Annotated in this window: 17 protein-coding genes; 14 read left to right on the top strand and 3 right to left on the bottom strand. The window is 55.7% G+C overall.

Annotated elements, in window-relative coordinates; all coding sequences use genetic code 11:
* Nucleotides 1-146 precede the first annotated feature (146 nt).
* The 10 genes from Q0743_RS10055 to Q0743_RS10010 all read left to right on the top strand — a co-directional run bounded on the left by Q0743_RS10055 (nt 147) and on the right by Q0743_RS10010 (nt 11,412).
* Entirely contained in the window at nt 147-2,399 is a 2,253-nt protein-coding gene (locus tag Q0743_RS10055; RefSeq protein ID WP_298241375.1) for a polysaccharide biosynthesis tyrosine autokinase, read from the top strand.
* Nucleotides 2,400-2,427: 28 nt separating this feature from the next.
* Nucleotides 2,428-3,159, top strand: coding sequence for a hypothetical protein (locus tag Q0743_RS10050; RefSeq protein WP_298241374.1), 732 nt, complete (start codon nt 2,428-2,430; stop codon nt 3,157-3,159).
* Nucleotides 3,150-3,542: a hypothetical protein gene (locus Q0743_RS10045; RefSeq protein WP_298241373.1), complete on the top strand. Its 393-nt coding sequence runs from the start codon at nt 3,150-3,152 to the stop codon at nt 3,540-3,542. The genes Q0743_RS10050 and Q0743_RS10045 overlap by 10 nt, the downstream gene beginning before the upstream one ends.
* A gap of 56 nt (nt 3,543-3,598) precedes the next feature.
* On the top strand, nt 3,599-4,756 hold the full coding sequence (locus Q0743_RS10040; RefSeq protein ID WP_298241372.1) for a hypothetical protein: 1,158 nt from the start codon (nt 3,599-3,601) through the stop codon (nt 4,754-4,756).
* Complete coding sequence (locus Q0743_RS10035) at nt 4,753-5,676, top strand: hypothetical protein (protein WP_298241371.1); 924 nt, start codon at nt 4,753-4,755, stop codon at nt 5,674-5,676. The genes Q0743_RS10040 and Q0743_RS10035 overlap by 4 nt, the downstream gene beginning before the upstream one ends.
* Before the next feature lie 10 nt (nt 5,677-5,686).
* Nucleotides 5,687-6,880 carry a glycosyltransferase family 1 protein gene (locus Q0743_RS10030; protein ID WP_298241370.1) on the top strand — a complete coding sequence of 398 codons (1,194 nt, stop codon included), beginning with the start codon at nt 5,687-5,689 and terminating at the stop codon, nt 6,878-6,880.
* A gap of 173 nt (nt 6,881-7,053) precedes the next feature.
* On the top strand, nt 7,054-8,136 hold the full coding sequence (locus Q0743_RS10025; RefSeq protein WP_298241369.1) for a hypothetical protein: 1,083 nt from the start codon (nt 7,054-7,056) through the stop codon (nt 8,134-8,136).
* On the top strand, nt 8,112-8,909 hold the full coding sequence (locus tag Q0743_RS10020; RefSeq protein ID WP_298241368.1) for a class I SAM-dependent methyltransferase: 798 nt from the start codon (nt 8,112-8,114) through the stop codon (nt 8,907-8,909). The genes Q0743_RS10025 and Q0743_RS10020 overlap by 25 nt, the downstream gene beginning before the upstream one ends.
* 203 nt (nt 8,910-9,112) lie before the next feature.
* Nucleotides 9,113-10,027, top strand: coding sequence for a hypothetical protein (locus Q0743_RS10015; RefSeq protein WP_298241367.1), 915 nt, complete (start codon nt 9,113-9,115; stop codon nt 10,025-10,027).
* Nucleotides 10,028-10,101: 74 nt separating this feature from the next.
* On the top strand, nt 10,102-11,412 hold the full coding sequence (locus Q0743_RS10010; RefSeq protein WP_298241366.1) for a hypothetical protein: 1,311 nt from the start codon (nt 10,102-10,104) through the stop codon (nt 11,410-11,412).
* Here the strand turns inward: Q0743_RS10010 and Q0743_RS10005 are convergent.
* Nucleotides 11,378-12,745: an undecaprenyl-phosphate glucose phosphotransferase gene (locus Q0743_RS10005; RefSeq protein ID WP_298241365.1), complete on the bottom strand. Its 1,368-nt coding sequence runs from the start codon at nt 12,743-12,745 to the stop codon at nt 11,378-11,380. The genes Q0743_RS10010 and Q0743_RS10005 overlap by 35 nt on opposite strands.
* Before the next feature lie 303 nt (nt 12,746-13,048).
* On the opposite strand from Q0743_RS10005, the gene Q0743_RS10000 reads away from it, so the two are divergent.
* The 4 genes from Q0743_RS10000 (at nt 13,049) to Q0743_RS09985 (ending at nt 17,222) form a co-directional block, all read left to right on the top strand.
* A complete protein-coding gene (locus Q0743_RS10000; RefSeq protein ID WP_298241364.1) occupies nt 13,049-14,128 on the top strand; it encodes an ABC transporter substrate-binding protein in 1,080 nt (359 codons plus the stop codon).
* A gap of 209 nt (nt 14,129-14,337) precedes the next feature.
* On the top strand, nt 14,338-14,610 hold the full coding sequence (locus Q0743_RS09995; RefSeq protein ID WP_298241363.1) for a hypothetical protein: 273 nt from the start codon (nt 14,338-14,340) through the stop codon (nt 14,608-14,610).
* 287 nt (nt 14,611-14,897) lie between these two features.
* Nucleotides 14,898-15,872 (top strand): GDP-L-fucose synthase, encoded by a 975-nt coding sequence (locus tag Q0743_RS09990; RefSeq protein WP_298241362.1) that lies wholly within the window; start codon nt 14,898-14,900, stop codon nt 15,870-15,872.
* Between the two features lie 60 nt (nt 15,873-15,932).
* Nucleotides 15,933-17,222, top strand: a complete 1,290-nt coding sequence (locus Q0743_RS09985; protein ID WP_298241361.1) for a WcaI family glycosyltransferase — start codon at nt 15,933-15,935, stop codon at nt 17,220-17,222.
* A gap of 89 nt (nt 17,223-17,311) precedes the next feature.
* Here Q0743_RS09985 and gmd read toward each other — a convergent pair whose 3' ends face one another.
* Together gmd and Q0743_RS09975 are read right to left on the bottom strand one after the other, a co-directional pair.
* A complete protein-coding gene (gene gmd / locus Q0743_RS09980) occupies nt 17,312-18,403 on the bottom strand; it encodes a GDP-mannose 4,6-dehydratase (protein WP_298241360.1) in 1,092 nt (363 codons plus the stop codon).
* Nucleotides 18,404-18,603: 200 nt separating this feature from the next.
* Complete coding sequence (locus Q0743_RS09975) at nt 18,604-19,170, bottom strand: transglutaminase-like cysteine peptidase (RefSeq protein ID WP_298241359.1); 567 nt, start codon at nt 19,168-19,170, stop codon at nt 18,604-18,606.
* Nucleotides 19,171-19,361 lie beyond the last annotated feature (191 nt).

Below are 19,361 nucleotides of genomic sequence, written 5' to 3'. Positions count from 1 at the left end.
CGAACGCGTTCAATTGCAGGCAGGTTTGTGCTAGTGTAGTGCGCAGCGCGTTACCCAGGCATGCGGTTTGCTCCGGAGAGCCGGCAGGCTTCTGGCCCAGCATTGATCCCAAGACGACAGATCGATCCATTTTCAGGAATTTCTAGATGTTGCAGGTGAACAAGCCGACCTCGGAGATCAACCGTGATTTCGCCGAGGCCGACGGCCCCCCGTCGCAAACGCTGGCCTCCTATGTCGAGATCGCTCGCCGCCAATTCCCGACCATCGTCGCGATCGTCTCGGCGTGCATGATCCTGGCGCTGCTGTATCTCTTCACTACTGCACCTCAATTCACCTCCACCGCCTCGATGGTAATCGACACCCGCAAGGTGCAACTATTCCAGCAGCAGTCGTTACTTGGCGACGTTGCCGTCGATTCCGCGACCGTGGAAACGCAGGTCGAAATCCTGAAATCCGAAAATATTAGCCTCGCCGTGATCCGTGACCTCCATTTGATTGAGGACCCGGAGTTCTCCGGGAGTGGTGGCGGCTTGCTTGGCGCCGTGATCGATTTTGTCGGGAATCTGTTCTCCGACGGACATGCACCGTCAGAATTCGAGCAGACACGCAAGGCGCTGGAGCGATTCGAAAAGAACCGGACGATCAAGCGTATCGGACTGACCTATGTGATGGAGATCGGCTACACCTCCAAGGATCCGGTTAAGGCGGCGCGCATCGCCAATGCGATCGCTGATACCTATATCGTCGATCAACTCGAGGCGAAGTATCAGGCGACCCGACGCGCCAGCGTCTGGCTTCAAGACCGCATCAAGGAGCTTCGCACCCAAGCCTCCGCTGCCCAAAAGTCCGTTGTCGATTTCAAGACCGCCAACAACATCGTGGATACCGGCGGTCGGCTGATGAACGAGCAGCAACTCGCCGAGGTCAATAGTCAGCTGGTGATGGCTCATGCGGCCACAGCAGAGGCCAAGGCCCGGCTCGATAGGATGAACGACATCCTCAAGCAGGATATTCCGGATGCCAACGTCGCGGACGCACTGAAGAATGAGACCATCGTCAAGTTGCGCGCGCAATATGTCGACATGGCGTCCAAGGAATCGATCTGGGCTCTGAAATACGGTGCGGACCACCTTGCCGCTGTAAACCTGCGCCGCCAAATGGCAGAGATCAAGAAGAACATCACGGACGAACTGAAGCGCATTCAGCAATCCTACAAGAGCGATTACGACATTGCGGTCACCCGTGAGGAGAGCATCAAGTCGAGTCTGAACAACGCCGTGTCCGAATCCCAGCTGACGAACCAGGCTCAAATCCAGCTCCGAGAACTCGAAAGCAACGCGCAGTCGTACCAGGCGATGTACGATAATTTCCTGCAGCGCTACATGGAAAGCGTGCAGCAGCAATCGTTCCCGATCACCGAGGCTCGCGTGATCAGCGCAGCAACGACCCCGCTGGTTAAGAGCTACCCGAAGTCGCTGGTCATTTTGGCGGCGAGCCTTTTCGGCGGATTGTTGCTCAGCTTTGGCGCGGCTATGGCGCGCGAGTTCAGCGACAATGTTTTTCGCACGACCGCACAAGTGGAGCAGGTGCTGGGTGCAAATTGCATTGCCTTCCTGCCCGCGCTCGGTGGATCGAGCTCCTCTGTTGGGTTGGGTAGCAAGCTTACTCGAAAGGCCAACCCTCAGCCGGACTTGTTGCGCTATGTCGTGGACAATCCGCTGTCACGCTTTTCGGAGGCAATTCGCTCGCTGAAGGTTGCGGTCGATCTTAACTCGATTGTGCGCGAAAACCGCGTTCTTGCGACCACTTCAACGTTGCCGAACGAAGGCAAGAGTACAGTATCTACGAATTTGGCGCAGCTTATGGCGCATTCTGGAGCCAAGGTGATTTTGGTCGATGCCGACTTGCGCAATCCTTCGCTTTCTCGCGCTCTGCTTCCAGATGCGCAAGTAGGCCTCGTCGATGTTATTGCGCAGAAAGCGCGCCTTGAAGAAGTGCTGTCGATTGATCCTACCACGGGCCTAGCGATTCTGCCCGCCGGCACCACTTCAAAGCTGCTGCATACAAACGAAATACTTGCATCAAAGGCAATGCATGAGCTCGTCTCCCAGCTGCGCGCGAAGTTCGACTATGTAGTCCTGGATATGCCGCCGATGGCGCCAGTGGTTGACGTGCGCGTCACCTCCTCTTTCGTGGATTCCTATATGTTCGTCGTAGAGTGGGGGCGTACGAAGACGGACGTGGTTCAGCATATTTTGCGAAACGCACCCGAGATTTTTGACAAATTGCTCGGTGTTGTGCTGAACAAGGCCGACACGAAGGTGCTAGCTCGGTACGAGTCTTATCACGGCCGCTACTATTACCAGAAATACTACGCTCGGTACGGGTATGTGGAGTAGCGCGGTAAGCCCGCTGAGCGCGCTCGGCGTGCGTTTTCTGCTCTTGCTCCTGGGTCTCATCGGCGGACTTTGGTCGAATTCAACGCTGCCGACGTTCCGGTCATTGTTGGCCGTGCGCGAAGTCATTGATCGGATTGTGGTCGAAGACCGTTTCAAGCCGGGCGTGTTAACGAACATTCAGGTGTGGTTGGACGCGCTGTCGGTGCCACTCGTTCAGCATCCTGACGTTGCGCGCGCCAAAGCTCTTGTTGCAGTACGCAAAAGCCAAGAGACGATGGCGCATGACGGCGCAGTAGGGGCCGACCTTTTAGTCGAGGTTGGCGAACAGCGAGTTAGATCGACACTGGCACAAAGCCCAGCTGACTCTTTTCTTTGGCAGACGCTCTATTCGGTGGCTACCTTTCGCGGTGGGTTTGCGGAGAGCAACATCCAGTTTTTGGAACTTTCCTATGCAGCGGGACCCTTTGAAGGCTGGATCGCATCGCGACGGAGCCGGCTGGCGTTGGCGTCCTTTCCCATGCTCAGCAGTCGGCTGCAAGGACGCGTGATCGCTGAGTTCGCTGCCCTGGTAGACTCCGATTTTATTGAAGTTGCAGTGAACAACCTTGAGACCGTCGGCTGGGCGCAGCGGGAAAGCCTACTTAGTGGTCTCAAGACGGTTGACATGGAATCCAAGGAGCGATTGTCGAGGCGACTTTCCGCCGACGGCATCAATGTAAAAGTTCCTGATATTGAATTTGACGAGAGGCCATGGCGATGACGCGCGGCTGCGCTTTTTGGGTGATGACGATAGCTTTGCTTGGTGTTGTGCCAACCGCGCAAGGGCAATCCAGCTCCGGTACATCGAGTATCACGATGCAGGGCCCGGCAGAACAATCCCGTGCGGGCGTCATAAGAGATGCTTTCGGGCGGCCATGTCTTGACATTGAAGCTGCAGCCCGCCGGGAGACGGTTAATCCCGATATGCTCGACCATATCGTTAGCATCAAGAATAATTGCCCAAAGCTGATCAAGGTCAAGGTCTGCTATTTCAACTCAGATCAATGCAAAGACGTCGAGCTGCAGGCTTACAAGCGTGTCGATACGTTCTTGGGAGCTATGCGAGGAGTCAACTTCTTTAGGTACTCGATTATTCAGAAATGATTGAGCGACCTTTCTCAATGAAAACATCCGGTGTTCAGTCCCGCGGGACCTCTCATTTGCGCACGCGTAAGCTCGCGGTGATAAGCTTTCAGATTGCAACAAGCCGTAAGCGTACCAGCTTTCATTTTATCGCTGAAGGCCTTCGAAATGCGGGATGGGAGGTGAAATTTATCACAGTCGGAATTTCGTCGCTCGATAGACTTCAAGGTACGGAACGCTGGCGTGATGCCCAATCGCATGGACTGAACCTACTCCGAGAAAACGGTGACGGGTTTCTGTCTTATATCCATTGTCCAATGATTCATCCCAAGGCGACATCAAAGTCTGTCTTGAGGGGTTTACTCGGCTTTGCAACCGAGCCGTACCGGCGCTCCTTAGCGCATGCTGTTTGCCCGATCATCGAGGACGTAGATGCCGTTTTGCTAGAGAGTTGCGATGGAGTGCTTCTACTCAGTGAAGCGCTCGGATGTTTGAATAAAAAGATCATCGTCTATCGTCCATCAGATCTACTGTCGGCGGTCGGTATTCATCCAAGCGTAGTTGCATCCTTTATGGCAACTCGCGATCGAATAGATCGCATTCTGCTGCCTAGCAGGCTGATGCTAGGTTCACCGGAATTGAGCGGTATCGATCCCAGTAGAATTTCGATCGTGCCGCACGGGGTGTCTCGCGAAATTCTGGATTGTCAGACCGGAGAAACGTGGAACCCATACAATTTCTCGCGCGGGGAACTGAATGTTATGACGGTAGGCGGGATGGCATTTGATTCCGATTTTGTTTCTTCAGTGATTCCCAAGATTACCGAGTACAAGTTTCACTTTTTCGGTCAGATCCCCGGGATACCCAAATCTTCAAATATCATCCTCCACGGGGAGCAGCCTTATGCAGACATAGTCCAGCAAGCGACTTCGGCCGACATAGGCGCTGCCTTCTACAGGAGCGATAGTCCGTCATATCTCTTAGAGAGCAGCAATAAGATCCGAATGTTCCTGTCTCTCGGCAAGCCAGTAGTCTGTCCATTCTCCTTAGACAAAGATGCCGAGCAGAGAGGACTGTATTCGTATTCTCCCAATTCTGTCGAGAGCTTCGTCCAGGCCCTCGAAAGAGCCAGGCGGTTTGGGGTGCCAAACCCCACCCCCAGCCGCCCTTGGACGGCGGTGTGTGCTGAAATCGACAACATCATCAGTCTAGACATAGCGCGAAGGCTTGCATGACCGGCGTACCTTGCACCGTCTTAATGATCCACGATGGAGCGTCAGCCTATGGCGAGATTGCGCGGCGACAAGCATCAGTGGCCGGCTTTCAAATTTTAAACCTGCATGATCTGTCTGAATTTGGAGATGATGACTGGCACTTATTCGAGCGTCACTACAGGCATACCTCGACGAACTCCGTTCTCTTCGAAAAGGCTTGCTTCAAACGATATTTTCGAGCGCGAGAGTATGTGAATCGCATGGGAATCGATGAGTTCGTCATGATCGATACGGACCTCATGCTCTTTCCGTCGGCTCTAAATGCTGGAAACGAGATCTTTTCGATTATGCGCGCCAAGAGAAACTTGGCGGGCGTGAGTGTATGCGTGGGGCCCGCTGATTATTGGCATGCGTCTCCGCACTGCTCGTTCTGGACAAGGCATGGCTTGAATTGTTTCGTTACATATCTCAGGCGCATTGTCGAAGAAGAGAAGCTGCTTTCTGCGATTGAGGCGGAAGGGAGAAGATATCCGAACTACACTGGATTCTCAGACATGATAGCCTTGGGCGCTTGGATGAAGGAAGACGAGCGCGTTCTTGATATCTTGACTCTAGAGAAAGATGGCTTGTGGGATCACAATGTTACGCTTGGATGGCAAGGCGAGCGCAAGTTTCTGAACGTTTTTGGTTCGAAATTGCTGGGCTCGATCGAAGGGCAACCCTGCGTATTCGAGATTGGCGCAGGGTGGGCTACAAATAGAGTAAGGGTTCATTCGCTGCACATGCAAGGACGTGCCAAAGTCGCGATGCAGAGCGTGGAGCAGGGGAAGTTCACGATAGCCAGTATTATGTTGATGCTTTTGGCCGGCCTCAAGTTCTCACGGCGCGTCTGGCGAAATATCACTAGCTCCCGTTCGCCCAAAAGCTCGCTGCAAAATTAGAGCCTTGCATATGTTGAATGGAGCTCATTCGGTAGGGCGTTTCGATGTTGCCGGGGCGGGGGCAGTAAAATCGATGCGGATTGCGCTATCCGCAAATTTTGTAAAACCGGGCAGGGTGGGAGGCGTCGAGCAAGCGTTTTATAACCTAGCGCTTGGTCTGCTTGATTGTGGCGCCGACGTCACAATCGTCGCTGCTACGCCTTCGCGGCTCCCCGAAGCAGCAAGGTCATCCCTGATCTCTCAGGGAGCAAAAATAGAATATGTAGGAGGCTTAGAAAATCGCTTCTTGGCAGAAGAATATTTTGCGGCGTCGTGCAGAGGTGGCTTCGATGCTACGATATTTCCGAATTACTACCTTCCGTTGGCGACGAATAGCAGGCTTGGTAAGAAAATCGTCATCATCCACGATCTGCAGCATCTTCATTATCCAAACAACTTCAGCCTGAAGAAAAAACTGTGGCTGAGGTACAACTTGGCTCGATCGTTGAACGGTAGCGATGCGGTGGTTTGCATTTCAGACGCGACGCATCGCGACATTCAAACTCATTACACGGGCTTGAACTCTCCCTTAGTAACTATTCACAATGCGGTAGACTGGTCGCGTTTCGATGTTGCTCCGGGTGATCGTGCTGAGGGCTTCGACGGGCCCTACATCTTGTCTGTAGCGCATCACTTTCCGCATAAGAACTTAGAAACGCTGATATCAGCCACTGCGAAGCTTGCTCGAAACTTCCCGAATCTAAGACTGGTTCTAGTTGGCCAGGCCTCCACTAAGCTTGGATCAGGCAATTATACAGGTGAGCTGAAGGCAATCATTAACGAGCTTGGCGTTGACGATATCGTCAAGTTTACGGGTCACATAGATGACGCAACTTTGGGGAGCCTCTATAGATCAGCTTCAGTCTTTTGTTTCCCTTCGTTGTTCGAGGGGTTTGGATTGCCGCCAGTCGAAGCTATGGGTCTTGGGACAAGTACAATCGTGAGCGATATTGCGGCCCTTCGCGAGGTCACACTGGGACGCGCAAAGTATGTATCGGATCCGCTTTCAGTGGACGAGTGGGTTGAGCAGATCCATGCAGTTCTTTCTGGTCCGCGTTCTCTCGTTGGCAGCACCTCAATCGCTGAAACGATACGCGAGGCATACTCAAGACGCGCAATCGCTGAAAAATATCTTGAACTGATACACGCGCTGGTGGTTCGTTGACGGCCGAGAATGAAAGGTTTCGGGCTAAGGGAGGCGGTAGGAGCTCTGGCGTACCCCGGAGCCTTCTCCAGTTCATCGTAAGCAATATAGGTGCCCAGGGGCTCTCATTTGCTGCAGCACTCGTTCTTGGCCGCCTTGTTACAACTTCGTCATTTGGACGATACGGCATATTTTTGGCTGCAACATCCATAGGTGCAGCGCTCTTACTATCGCGGCTGGACACTGCGGTCGCTCTGTCGAAGGATGCAGCTGAAATTGAAGGAAATACCGTTGCATCAATTGCCTTCGTTTTGATATTTGGTGGCATCTTGATGCCGCTACCGGTTTGTGCGGCTATTCTTTCTGGTCTTTTTCCCGTCAGCTCTGTGGATGCGTTGGCTGCCTATGCAACAATAGTATGCGCATCAATCTATCAGATACTGCTAATGCTGGCTGTAAATGTTCAGCGCGCGGCGATTTATAGCGTTGGGCGCGTACTAAATATCCTTGTTATCATTTCGATCCAAGTAAGTTGTATCTTTGTTCTCGACGACTCGACGCTCGCTCTCGGACATTCTGTCGGTCAGGCGGTTTCGACCGTTGTGATGTGCATATTGATGTGGCCAACGCTAAGAACGTTTAGCGGATTCTTCTCAATCAAAGAGATTCTTCAAAGTTGCAAGAAGCTGTCTGCTTATCTGTTTTGGGGTGGAGCTACGGCAGGCGTGAACATACTGGCTCAGCGCGAGGTCCTGGTTCTTGTTGTTGCATCTCTGTACGGTAACGGCCCTGCTGGCCTCATTTCTTTCTCGCTTCGAACAACGAACGGCGCGCTTGGTGCGATCTCTATCGCGCTGACCCACTTCATTGCTCCGCAAGTCGGTGCAGCCGTCCATCGTGGCCAAACCAAAAATTTGTTCTGGAGCTATGCGCCCTGGATACTCGGGACTGGCGTACTGATACTGGTGCCGTTTCTTCTATTTAGCAGAGAGCTGTATGGATTCGTATTCGGCCCGCAATGGTCTGACGCCGGCAGCTACGTCCGATCACTTTCCCCTATTTTCATCTGCCAGTTCGTAATCTCACCCTTCTCAACCTCGATGTTCGCCCGCAATCAGCACATCACCGTCCTAATCTGGGATATTGCGAGAATAGTTGTCGTGGGCGTGCTGGCGTGGTTTGCGTATCGGGAGCAAGTTTCGGTATTTCCATTTCTCGCGGCAGTGTCGCTTGCTTACTCGGCCTTCTATTTATGGCTTCTCTGGCGATCTCTGTAAGACAAAATCGCATCAATCTCGAAGGGCTGCTGAATATGCACGAAGAAAATGTGAAGAGACGAAGTTCAGAGTTGGACCGCACGTTACGCAGGTTGAGATTGTGGCGCCGGCTTCAGCCGATGTTCAACCTAACTGGTGCTCTCCATAGCAGAGAGACGTTTTTTCAAGGCATGATTCATCAAAGCGCTTCGGCGATGGATCTGCGTCTACCCCCTCTCTACCCAGTTCAATCCGCCGCAAACTACGGTTTGCTCTATATTTTAATGAGAGCCATTACCGAGATGGGCTGTTCTAGGGTTTTGGAATTGGGGGCAGGGCAGACAACCCGATTTCTAGGTGCGCTTCAACTGCAAAGGCCTGAATTGCAGGTGACTACGCTGGAAAGCGACAAGGAATGGCACGAAAGGGTGTCCAAGATAGTTTCGCACACCGTTGTTCACCGCCGTCTCATTCGAAGAAGGATCGAGGGAATAGAGGTTGATGCCTACGTCGATATCGAACCTTTGAAGGACCAAAAATTTGATCTAATCCTAATCGATGGCCCCCATGGATCGAGGCGTAACTCGCGCTGGACGAGTTTGGAGATTCTGTCGGATCATCTTGCGGATGAATTTTTGGTTATCTTCGACGACGCTGAACGAATTGGAGAGCAGGACACAATTCGCCGCTTCATGCAATCTCGTGGCTTAGATGTTGAGTTTAGCAGCGCTAAGGGCATGAAATGTCAGTTTTTGGCTTTTTCGCCTGCATTTCAAGCAGCGAAGTTTCTGTAAGTTTCTTTGCAACTGTGCCTGCTCTTGAGTAAAGGGCGGCCCGGAGACCAATCCTTATGATAAACAGGAGAAATGCGCTTCGCTTCGGTGCATCGTCTATTCTCGGAGCAAGCGCCCTTTTGAGTGGACTGCGCGTTCTGGCAGCGCCTCCGCAAACCCGTGCTCGGGGACGCGCCGAGTGGATGTCGGGCCGATGGGGTATCATGGTGCATTGGATCGCGCCCGGGCCGGCTCCCGAGGTTGGCACCAGAGTCCGTAATCTAGAGATTGCTGTTAACAATTTCAACTTGGCGCGCTTCGTTGATGATCTGCGTGAATCCGGCGCCTCGTGGGTCATTTTTACTCTGGGACAGAACACCGGATTGTATGTCGGCCGGAACAAGTATCTGGAGCAAAAGGGGTTTGGCCAACTCCAGTCTGGCCGAGATCTAGTACTCGAAATGGCTGAGGCAATTAAGGCTGAGGACCGGCGGTTTATTGCTTATCTGCCGGGAGAAGTCGGCAACTCTCGCAAAGTACAACCGTTATTCAGTTGGGATGAACCCAATAGGGAAGAATTTGAGAAGGCATATCTGCCGTTCGTAAAGGCCTATTCGGACCATCTCGGTAGAAGCTGTGACGGCTGGTGGTTTGATGGTTGTTACGATTCTAAGACTTATCCCTGGGCTTCACGCAACTGGCGCGATTGGGCAGAAGCGGCCAGAAGCGGGAATCCCGAACGGGTAATAGCTTTCAACGATGGGTCCTTTCTGTCGCGAAAGCTAGCGCCGACGAGTACCGAGCAGGATTTCTTGGCAGGTGAGTGTGGGAAAATTGTCGATGGACGAGCAGCGTTTGGACGCGATCCGGGTCAGTCGTTTCAACCAAGCCAAGCGATGGTTGCGAACACCAATTGCTTATATCACGTCTTAACGCCGATCGACTGCAACGGGAAATGGGGTCACGAAATGCCCGGTCCGATGCCTCCCCCGGCTTATGAAGACGATCAGTTAATTACTTTTGTGAGAAATTGGGTGAAAATTGGAGCGGCCGTGACGTTAAATGTTGGGATCTATCAGGAAGGTCATTTATCGCCCGCGACCGTTGCCCAACTCAAGCGCTTGAAAGCTGCAACGTAACATGCCTTTGCGGGAAAGCTCGATCGCAAGTTTTGGGCGACGGAGCCAACCAGGATAGCGAATAAGCAGATCCAATGGATTACAAAGAACATCGACTGCCTTGGCTGGCAACGCCATATGCGGCGGTCACTTTCTTTAGCGTCGTAACGCTCATTCCATATCTTCTAGCGGAAGATAATATCATTTTTACGCTTGGGCGCGTGGTGGGGCCGCTAGAGCACTTCCTAGTTGCAGGTCTGATCGTAGCTGTATTGTTTTGCGTCACTCATGCTGGATATAAGAGAATTGGTCGTAGGAGCTTCTTTCCACTGAGAGCTTTCACGTCTCATCGAGGCCGAAGTAGGTTCGCGGAGTGGGCGCCAGGCTTCGCGCGTGCAACATTATGGGCATGCGCTTTCATAAGCGTGATTGTTGCAGCTTACACGTTCGTTGCATACCGGTCTGGAAGTTTCCTAACAGCGCGTGCGGCCTTGGAATTCCAGGGCGTTGGCGTGTTAGTCCGACTGTATATTGTTGCGTTGCCTGTGTACTTGGTCTCGATCGGCCGAATAACGAGAGAGAGTGTGCTTGCAGTCTTGGTGCTGTTTGTCAGTATATTTGTTCGAGCCGTTGCCTTAAGTGAGAGGTCCGCAGTACTTGAATTTCTTATTGTTGTCTCAATCTGCTATCAAGGGATAACTCGCCGCTCGTTGTTTAGGTACGTTCTCGCGGCTCTCCCAATCCTGCCGCTCTACATGGGTTTGGCATTGCGAGATCGACTGGTGACGCAAGGTGTACGCCTGACCGGCGATACGCTTAGTGCGATCTATTTTGAGCTGAACAGTACGCTCATCTATTACGCCGATACGATAAACAAACTATACGCTGGTCTCTTCGAAGGGTTCACTTCCGATATTTGGTACTTCGCTGATCCTTTCTATAAGCTGCTCGGTGCTGGAAAGACCACGGATGTAGGCGTTGGGACCAAGGCTCTGCTCGTCGAACTTCATTCTGCGGGCTTTACCGACCCAGGTTTGAGCAATCCCGGCGGTCTTTTCCAGGACTTCAATGACTTTAGCTATTTCTTCATTCCGATTGTGATCGCGAAGTTCTATATTTTTGGCCGCTTGGGTCGGTTGTTCTCAGAAGAAGATCCCATTGGCGTTTGTTTGTATCCCATCAGCTTCGTGGCAATTTTTGAATTCGCTCGATTTAACTATTTCTACAATGGATATGGGTTTCTGCTCGGTCTAACGTTTATTTTGTTTGCCATTGTTGTTCGCGTCTCTGGACGTCGAACGGGCCAACGGCATTCTTTTCAGCAGGTGATGCCAATTGGGAGTCGTGCAGAACGACGAAAACGTGCGACTCTCAGTATGCAGAGGTCTGACGAAATGAGACCGTGATCGTCCTAAGGATGATTAGTAGGTCGACACCCACGCTCCAGTTATTAATATACCACAGATCATACTCCACGCGCTTCTGCATCAGGTCGAGCGTGCGGGTTTCTCCGCGGTAACCATTAACCTGGGCCCAGCCGGTGATGCCGGGCTTGACGTGGTGGCGGAAGGCGTAGTTGCCGATGATCTGCTCATATTCGGTGTTGTGGGCGGCCGCGTGCGGGCGGGGGCCGACCAGCGACATGTCGCCCTTGAGCACGTTGAAGAGCTGCGGCAGCTCGTCGATCGAGGTCTTGCGCAGCCATTTGCCGATCGGCGTGACGCGCGGGTCGTTCTTCTGCGCCTGCTTGATCTTCGGGCCGTCCTCCAGCACGCGCATGGTGCGGAACTTGAAGATCTTGAACGCGCGCCCGCCAAAACCGTGGCGGGTCTGGCGGAAGAACACCGGGCCCTTCGAGCTCAGCTTGATCAGCAGCGCCGTCACCAGCATCACCGGCGCGAACACGACCAGCGCCGCGCTGGCGCCAGCGAGGTCCAGCGCGCGCTTCAAGGCGCGCTCTTTCCAGGACAGCGGCGCGCGGCGCAGCTCGGCGGTGAAGGTGCTGCCGGTGCCCTGGAGCGGATAGCGCAGAAAGCGCGCCGTGTTGGGGTCCGGCACCAGATGCACCGGGACGGGCAGGATCTTCAGGACGTCCAGAATGCTCTCGATCGCATGCTGCCGGCTCCAGTTGATCAGCAGGAAGACGTGCTCGATCCGCTCCTCGCGCGCGAAATTGATCAGCTCCTCGAACCGCGGCGCCAGCGAGGAGAGCAGCAGGGGCGAGGCAAGCTCCTTGGCCGGGATCTCCATCACCCGCATCAGGCGGTAGCCGTGCTGGCCGAGGTCGTCGACCGCGTTGGACGAGGTGGCAAGGCCGAACTCGGCGATCAGCAGCGCCCGCCCGTTGGCGAAGGCGCCAGTGCGCAGACCATGCGCGGTCCAGCGCGCCGCCGCCGTCTTCCAGGCGAGCAGGGCGGTGAGGCCGACCAGGTAGAACGAGATCGTGGTGCCGCGCGAGAACTCGTCGCTGACCTTCATCGTGAACGCGATCGCCAGCAGCGCCCCGAAAAGCCCGGTCCAGGTCGTCAGCGTCATCCGGAACATGCGCGGCAGGTTGGTGATGTTCTTCAGGCGGTAGCCGTGCTGCACCGTCGTCAGCAGCGCGAAATTGATCGCCACCAGCACGCTCGCCGCCGCATAGACATCGGTCTTGCCCAGCGTGCCCGCGGTGGCGATGTGATAGCCGACCGCGCAGCCGATGCCGCTGACCACGACCAGCACTGCATCGACCACAGCCATCGCCCGCTCGACAACCGCAGGGCGCATCCAGCTGGACGCAAAGCCATTCGTGGAAGCCGGAGTCGACTCGACCACGCCAGTTTTCGCCTTGGAATCAGCGACAGGTACCGGCCGTGTGGAAAGAATCGTCATTCTACCAAGCCCATTGACGCAAAATTCATTGACCCGAACAAGCCGTGCTATCGGTCAAAATCGCTGTTAAAACAAGGCGAAGGGAAAATTAACCTTACCCCATAAGCTCCATTGTAACCCATCTCGCCCCGCCTGATATGTTAAATTTCACAGCCTGTTAGGAAGATCTCGTTGCCTCGAATTCAGTCCCGGCGGCGAACCCGGTCGAGAGGGAAGCGCACCCTCGCCATTGGCCTTGCCGCCTTGGCCTTGGTCGGAACCGCGCTTCTCCTTCTTCGCCCCGATGTGACGCCCTTGAGGGCGCCGACAGTCGCCAACGCCGTTGCGGTCAAGCTCCTCGTGGATGGTCCGTATGGCGCTCGCTTTGCCGGCGAGCTCGCTGCATCGAGGCAGAAATATTTCTCCTCCCGTATCGAGCTGGCCGCTCAACCGGATCCGGACTTCGTCCAGACCATCGCACGTCAACATGCCATCGGCGTGACGAGTGGCCAGAAGTTCCTGCTGGCAACCTGGCGCGGCGTTCCCGTCACGGCCTTTGCCGCAAGCTTCCTCGATACCTCCGTCGCGATCTTCACGCTCGAAAGCTCGGGTTTGCGGCGGCCGGTTGATCTGGTCGGAAAGCGGGTCGGGTATCGCCGGGCGAGCGAGGGCGACGTCGTTTTCGATGCCATGATGGCGCAGCTCGGACTTCCTCGAAGCCAGATCACCAAGGTGCCCGACCGCGACAGCTTCGAAGCCCTGCGGGCCGGTGAGGTGGATGCCATCATTGCCGCAATCGACGAGCAACCGGATCCCACCAGTTCGGCTTTTGTGAAGCTGAATGTCATCAAACCGCAAGACTACGGTATCCATGTTCCTGGCTTGGTCTACTTCGCGAGCAACGCTCTCGTCCATGAACAGCCATCCATGATTGCCGATGTCCTTCAGGGCCTCATACGGGGGTGGCAATTCACCTACGCGGACTATGCACGGAGCGTGCCCGTTCTCGCCGGGGCCGGACCAGCCGCGCTGAACCCTGAGCGGCTCAAATTCGAGCTGCAGCAACAGCGCCCGCTGGTGCTGCCGACGGGCGGCCGCATCGGCGACTACGACGAAAGCCGCTGGCGGACGCTCCGGGATATCCTTCTCTTCGCTAAGCTCGGGGAGGAAGACGTGCCCCTGGCTCAGGCGGTCAACTACCAGTTCCTTCGGGATGTCTACCGCCGATCGCCAGATCTCGCCGCCCCGGGCGCCTGGAGCGAGGAAAAATAGGACCAAGAAGCCACACTTGCGCGCCATATCGTCCCAAGAGGCCCTCGGATGCCTGGGCGTCTGTTGCATTTGCGTCGTCGGCCTTGGTAAAGTTCGGTTCACTATTTGGGCTAGTCGCGGAGTGCCTTTCGAAACGGCGACGTCGGTCGGCTGGGATCTGGCGAACACGGTCGGGGACTAACTCCGCAAGGGGCGAGGAGCTATTTTGGATGTTTAAGACGTTGATGCGAGCTGGCCTTTTGGCCGCAACTGCTACGCTTTGCGCAGCGAGCGGAGCGAACGCCGCGATGCAGATGCCGGCACCGGCCGCGCTGCTCGCGGGCGAAAGCCAGGCGACGCCCGTGACGTTCTGGGCGCAGCCCTATCCGTACCGCTATGCGCCGTGGCGCCGTTGCCCGCTGGTGCGGGTCGAGACGCCCTATGGCTGGTATATGGACCGGGTCTGCGCGCCTGTCGGTCCAGTCCTGCGCCGGGCGTACTGAGCTTGAGCTGACCAAGCGGCTGCTGCTGCTTTCATCGATCTTTCAAGGCAGCCGCTCGGCCGATGCGGCTGCCTTGCTCGTTTTTGCTTCATGGTGTGCTGACCATTTGTGCGCGCAGCGCGGGTTCACCATGAATATCTTTGCCTGACCGGGACAGGCTGCCGCATGGTGAAGATTGTGTTAGCTGTCTGGCGGGGCTGCATCGGCAGCGTAATTGCTTAATGCGGTGGTCGCTGGAACTCACAGAGGTGATGATCCGGCTAACCGGACGCTGGTAGAGGATAGTGATGACAGGGGCTTCAACCTACGATCTCACGGGCAAACGTGTCTTCGTCGCGGGACACCGTGGCATGGTCGGATCGGCTGTCGTTCGTAGACTCGCGTCAGAGAATTGCACCGTGCTGACGGCGGATCGGCGTGAGGTGGACCTCACGAAAGAAGAGCCCACGCTGAAATGGCTCGAGGCCAATCGTCCCGAGGTCGTGGTTCACGCCGCTGCAAAGGTCGGCGGTATTGCAGCCAACAACAATTTCCCCGTCGACTTTCTCTGCGACAACCTCGCGCTGGAATTGAGCGTGATCCGCGCAAGTCACGCAGTTGGCGTGCAGCGGCTGCTGTTCCTCGGCTCTTCCTGCATCTATCCCAAGCACGCCAAGCAGCCGATGGCCGAAAGCGAACTGCTGACCGGGCCGCTTGAGCCCACCAACGAATGGTACGCCATCGCCAAGATTGCCGGCCTCAAGATGTGCCAGGCGTATCGCCGGCAATATGGCGATGACTTCATCTCGGCCATGCCGACCAATCTCTACGGCCGCGGCGACAATTATCATCCGGACCATAGTCACGTGCCGGCTGCACTGATCCGGCGCTTCCACGAGGCCAAGCTTGCCAAGGCGCCGACAGTCACCGTGTGGGGCACGGGCACGCCGCTCCGCGAATTTCTCTGCGTCGAGGATTTTGCGGACGCCTGCGTTTTCCTTCTCAAGAATTATTCGAGCGACCTCCCGATAAATGTCGGCAGTGGCGATGAAGTCTCGATCGCAGAGTTCGCTGCGGCCGTAGCGGATGTTGTCGGGTACGAAGGCAAGTTGGTCTTCGATACGTCCAAGCCGGATGGGACGCCGCGCAAGCTCCTGGATAGTTCGCGTCTTCGCGCGCTGGGCTGGCGTGCCACCACTTCGCTACGCGCGGGAATCGCTGCGGCGTATGATGACTTCCTTCAGGGGCATGGCCGCCATTTGGAGGTTAGCCGGGCGAGCTGAGCAGCTCACGACTTCGATTGAATGAATTTTTGATCTTGAATAGCAAGCTGGATTCCGTTGATGCGTATTCTGCTGGTCGGCATCAATTATGCGCCCGATCTCATTGGCGTGGCGAAGTACAATACGGAGCTGTGCGAGAGCCTCGTCGACGAAGGTCACGAAGTACGGGTGATCACCGCGCCGCCATATTATCCCGCCTGGAAGATCCCGCCTGGCTTTGGTGCGTCCTATTTCAGGGCTAAGGATATCAATGGCGTCCGCGTTACGCGCACTCCGATCTATGTGCCTGCGCAGCCATCGGGCGGGAAGCGCTTGGTTCATCACGCGTCCTTTGCGTTGAGCAGCATGTTACCTGTCGTGAAGGAGGCCCTCAGCTGGCGTCCTGATATCATGCTCTCCGCCGCCCCTTCGTTGATGTCCGCTGCATTCGTCTCATTTGTTGCGCGGCGGATTGGAGCCAAGTCCTGGCTCCACGTACAGGACTTCGAAGTCGATGCGGCTTTCGATCTCGGCTTGCTCCAGAACGAGAAATTGCGCTCGGTGATGTTGAAGACCGAGGCGGCCATCCTTCGCTCGTTTGACAAGGTTTCTTCAATCTCACCGCAGATGGTCGATCGCCTGCGCGGCAAGGGGCTGGACGCAGAACGCACGACCGAGGTGAGGAACTGGATCGATACGAGCGCAATCCATCCCGCATCCAGGCAGACCAGATACCGTCAAGAGCTCGGTATTCCCAACACTGCGATCGTCGGTCTCTATTCAGGCACGATGTCGAACAAGCAGGGGCTGGACCTCGCAATCGATACGGCTGCCGCTCTGGAAGATAGTCGCCCGGACATTCATTTCATCCTCGCGGGCGAGGGCCCTCACAAGTCAAAGCTGGTTGAGATGGCGGCCGGCCGTTCGAGAGTCCATTTCCTGGGCTTGCAGCCTATCGAGAGCTTCAACGAATTGATGGCGACGGCCGACTTTCATCTCATTCCTCAGAAAGCGGAGGCCGCCGATCTGGTTCTGCCCTCAAAGCTCGGGGCGGTTCTCGCATCCGGGCGACCCGTTATTGCCATGGCGAGCCAAGGCACCGGCCTTGCCGCTGAAGTTGAGGGTGCCGGGCTGGTCATTCCACCAGGCGATACACCGGCGCTCGCCGCAGCAATCGAGAGCCTAAGTGAGGACCCCGCGCTTTGCGAAAAGCTGGGTGCAGAGGGCCGAAGGCGCTCCGTCGAGCGTTGGGATCGTCGTACGATTGTCCGGCGCTGGGTCGAGGACATGGCAGCCTTGAAGGTGCCAAAGCCTGCTTTGTCGCCCACATCCGTCTCAATTCCAGTGAAGGATGCCGTTCCCCAGCCCTGACGAACATCAGTCGACGCGACAACTCGCAAATTGAAAAGGGCGGGAGAGCATTCAGCTTCCCGCCCTTCTGCTTCTACGCTTGCCGTCGCTCACTCGTGGCGCGGATAATATCTGAAGCCGTGCTGCTTGATGAGCTCGTCCCGTTTTGCGGATTCGAGATCTTCCTTCATCATTTCTCGAACCAGGCTTTCGAACGACGTCTTCGGCTCCCAGCCGAGCTTCTGCTTGGCCTTCGACGGATCACCAAGAAGCGTCGCGACTTCGGTGGGACGGAAATAGCGCGGATCGACCGAAACAATGCACTTTCCGGTCTTGGCGTCGTATCCCTTTTCCTCGACGTCGCTTCCTTCCCAACGAACTGTCATGCCGACTTCGTTCGCCGCGACATTCACGAAATCCCGGACGGAATGCTGCACGCCGGTCGCAATCACGAAATCCTCCGGCTTGTCTTGCTGCAGCATCAGCCACTGCATTTCGACATAGTCACGCGCGTGCCCCCAATCGCGCAGGGCGTCCAGATTGCCGAGATAAAGCCGTTCCTGCAGTCCCAAATGGATGCGTGCCAAAGCACGCGTGATCTTTCGGGTCACGAAGGTTTCGCCCCGGACCGGAGATTCGTGGTTGAAGAGAATGCCGTTGCAGGCATACATGCCATAGGCTTCGCGGTAGTTGACCGTAATCCAGTAGGCGTAAAGCTTGGCAACGGCGTACGGTGATCGAGGATAGAACGGCGTGGTTTCCTTTTGGGGGATCTCCTGGACCAAGCCGTAGAGCTCAGACGTCGAAGCTTGGTAGAACCGCGCTTTTCTTTCCAAGCCGGTGATGCGCATAGCTTCCAGAATGCGCAACGCGCCGAGGGCGTCGGAGTTCGCTGTGTATTCCGGCTCTTCGAACGAAACCGCGACATGGCTCTGCGCTGCGAGGTTGTAGATCTCGTCTGGCTGGACTTGGCCGACGATCCGGATCAGGCTCGAGGAGTCAGTCAAATCGCCGTAGTGAAGCTTGAAGGGCGGATCGGGCTCGTGCGGGTCGAGATACAGATGATCGATGCGATCGGTGTTGAAGAGCGAAGTCCGGCGCTTGATGCCGTGGACCTCATATCCCTTCTGCAAAAGAAGTTCGGCCAAATAGGCGCCATCCTGGCCGGTAACGCCAGTAATCAGAGCTCGTTTCTTTGTCATATCAATCCCAAATTTGAGACTTGTGCTTACATGAAATTGAGTTGGTTAGGGAGGGTGAAATCGCCCGAAAGTCGAGCTTAGATTAACGGCCTTCTTGCCGCTTTCGGAGGCGCTGGAAACCGCGCTATGGTTACTTTTAGAACGGCTTGCCAAGAAGCAATATGCTGGTGGAGCATTTGGTGCCGCGGATCGGTCAACGGCTAGAACGCCGCGACCTCTCGTGTCCAGCGCTGGGGTTCCGCACCCGACTCCGCCCGCACGATAGTGAAGCGTTCCAGCGCATCCACCAGCGGCGTGACCACCGGGCTCAGGTTGTCGAGCACCAGCACCGCCTTTCCCTCGCGCACGAGCAGCACAAGGTGATGCTCACCGGTTGCTCGGATGACGACCTCCGCGAGGAGGAGCGCTGCGCTGGGCCAGCCCGATCGCAGCAGCAGATGCCGCTTGGTGACGGCGTAGTCGCCGCAATTGCCTTCGTCAGGGAATATCTGCCACTCCGCGTCACGCCGGCTTGCGGGCGGATTCTTTGGCGCGATGCCGAAATTCACCGTTGCATTGATCTGGGCAAGCTCTCGCCAACGCTGAATCGAGGAGCGAAAATCCCGGATCCTGCGGTCGTCGTGGCGCTGGCAGTCCTCTGGGTACTGAATACAGAACTGCGAGAAGGATAACGGTGGTGTCACCGCTTGGGATTCGTAGCTCGAATAGGCGGGCGGGCCGCAAACGCAATACATTGTGGCCAGCATGCGGAGCGCATGTCTGATCATCGAAAGTTCGCCTGACATTTCTGATTGCTAGACGAAGTATATTGCGATGCGGTGGAAGCGCTATGACAATTGTAGGGCAATTCGTGCCCAATCGTGGAGCAAGGCGAGTGCTCGCTATGGCGTCGGGTCTATGAAGGACGAGCGCTAATGCTTCCCGGTTCGCAAGTCCTGGTGCAAAGCAGACGTTCGAG

The sequence above is a fragment of the uncultured Bradyrhizobium sp. genome (genome assembly GCF_936943645.1).
Taxonomy (GTDB): domain Bacteria; phylum Pseudomonadota; class Alphaproteobacteria; order Rhizobiales; family Xanthobacteraceae; genus Bradyrhizobium.
Note: the sequence above shows the minus strand (reverse complement) of the source record. Positions and strands in the feature narration are given on the sequence as shown.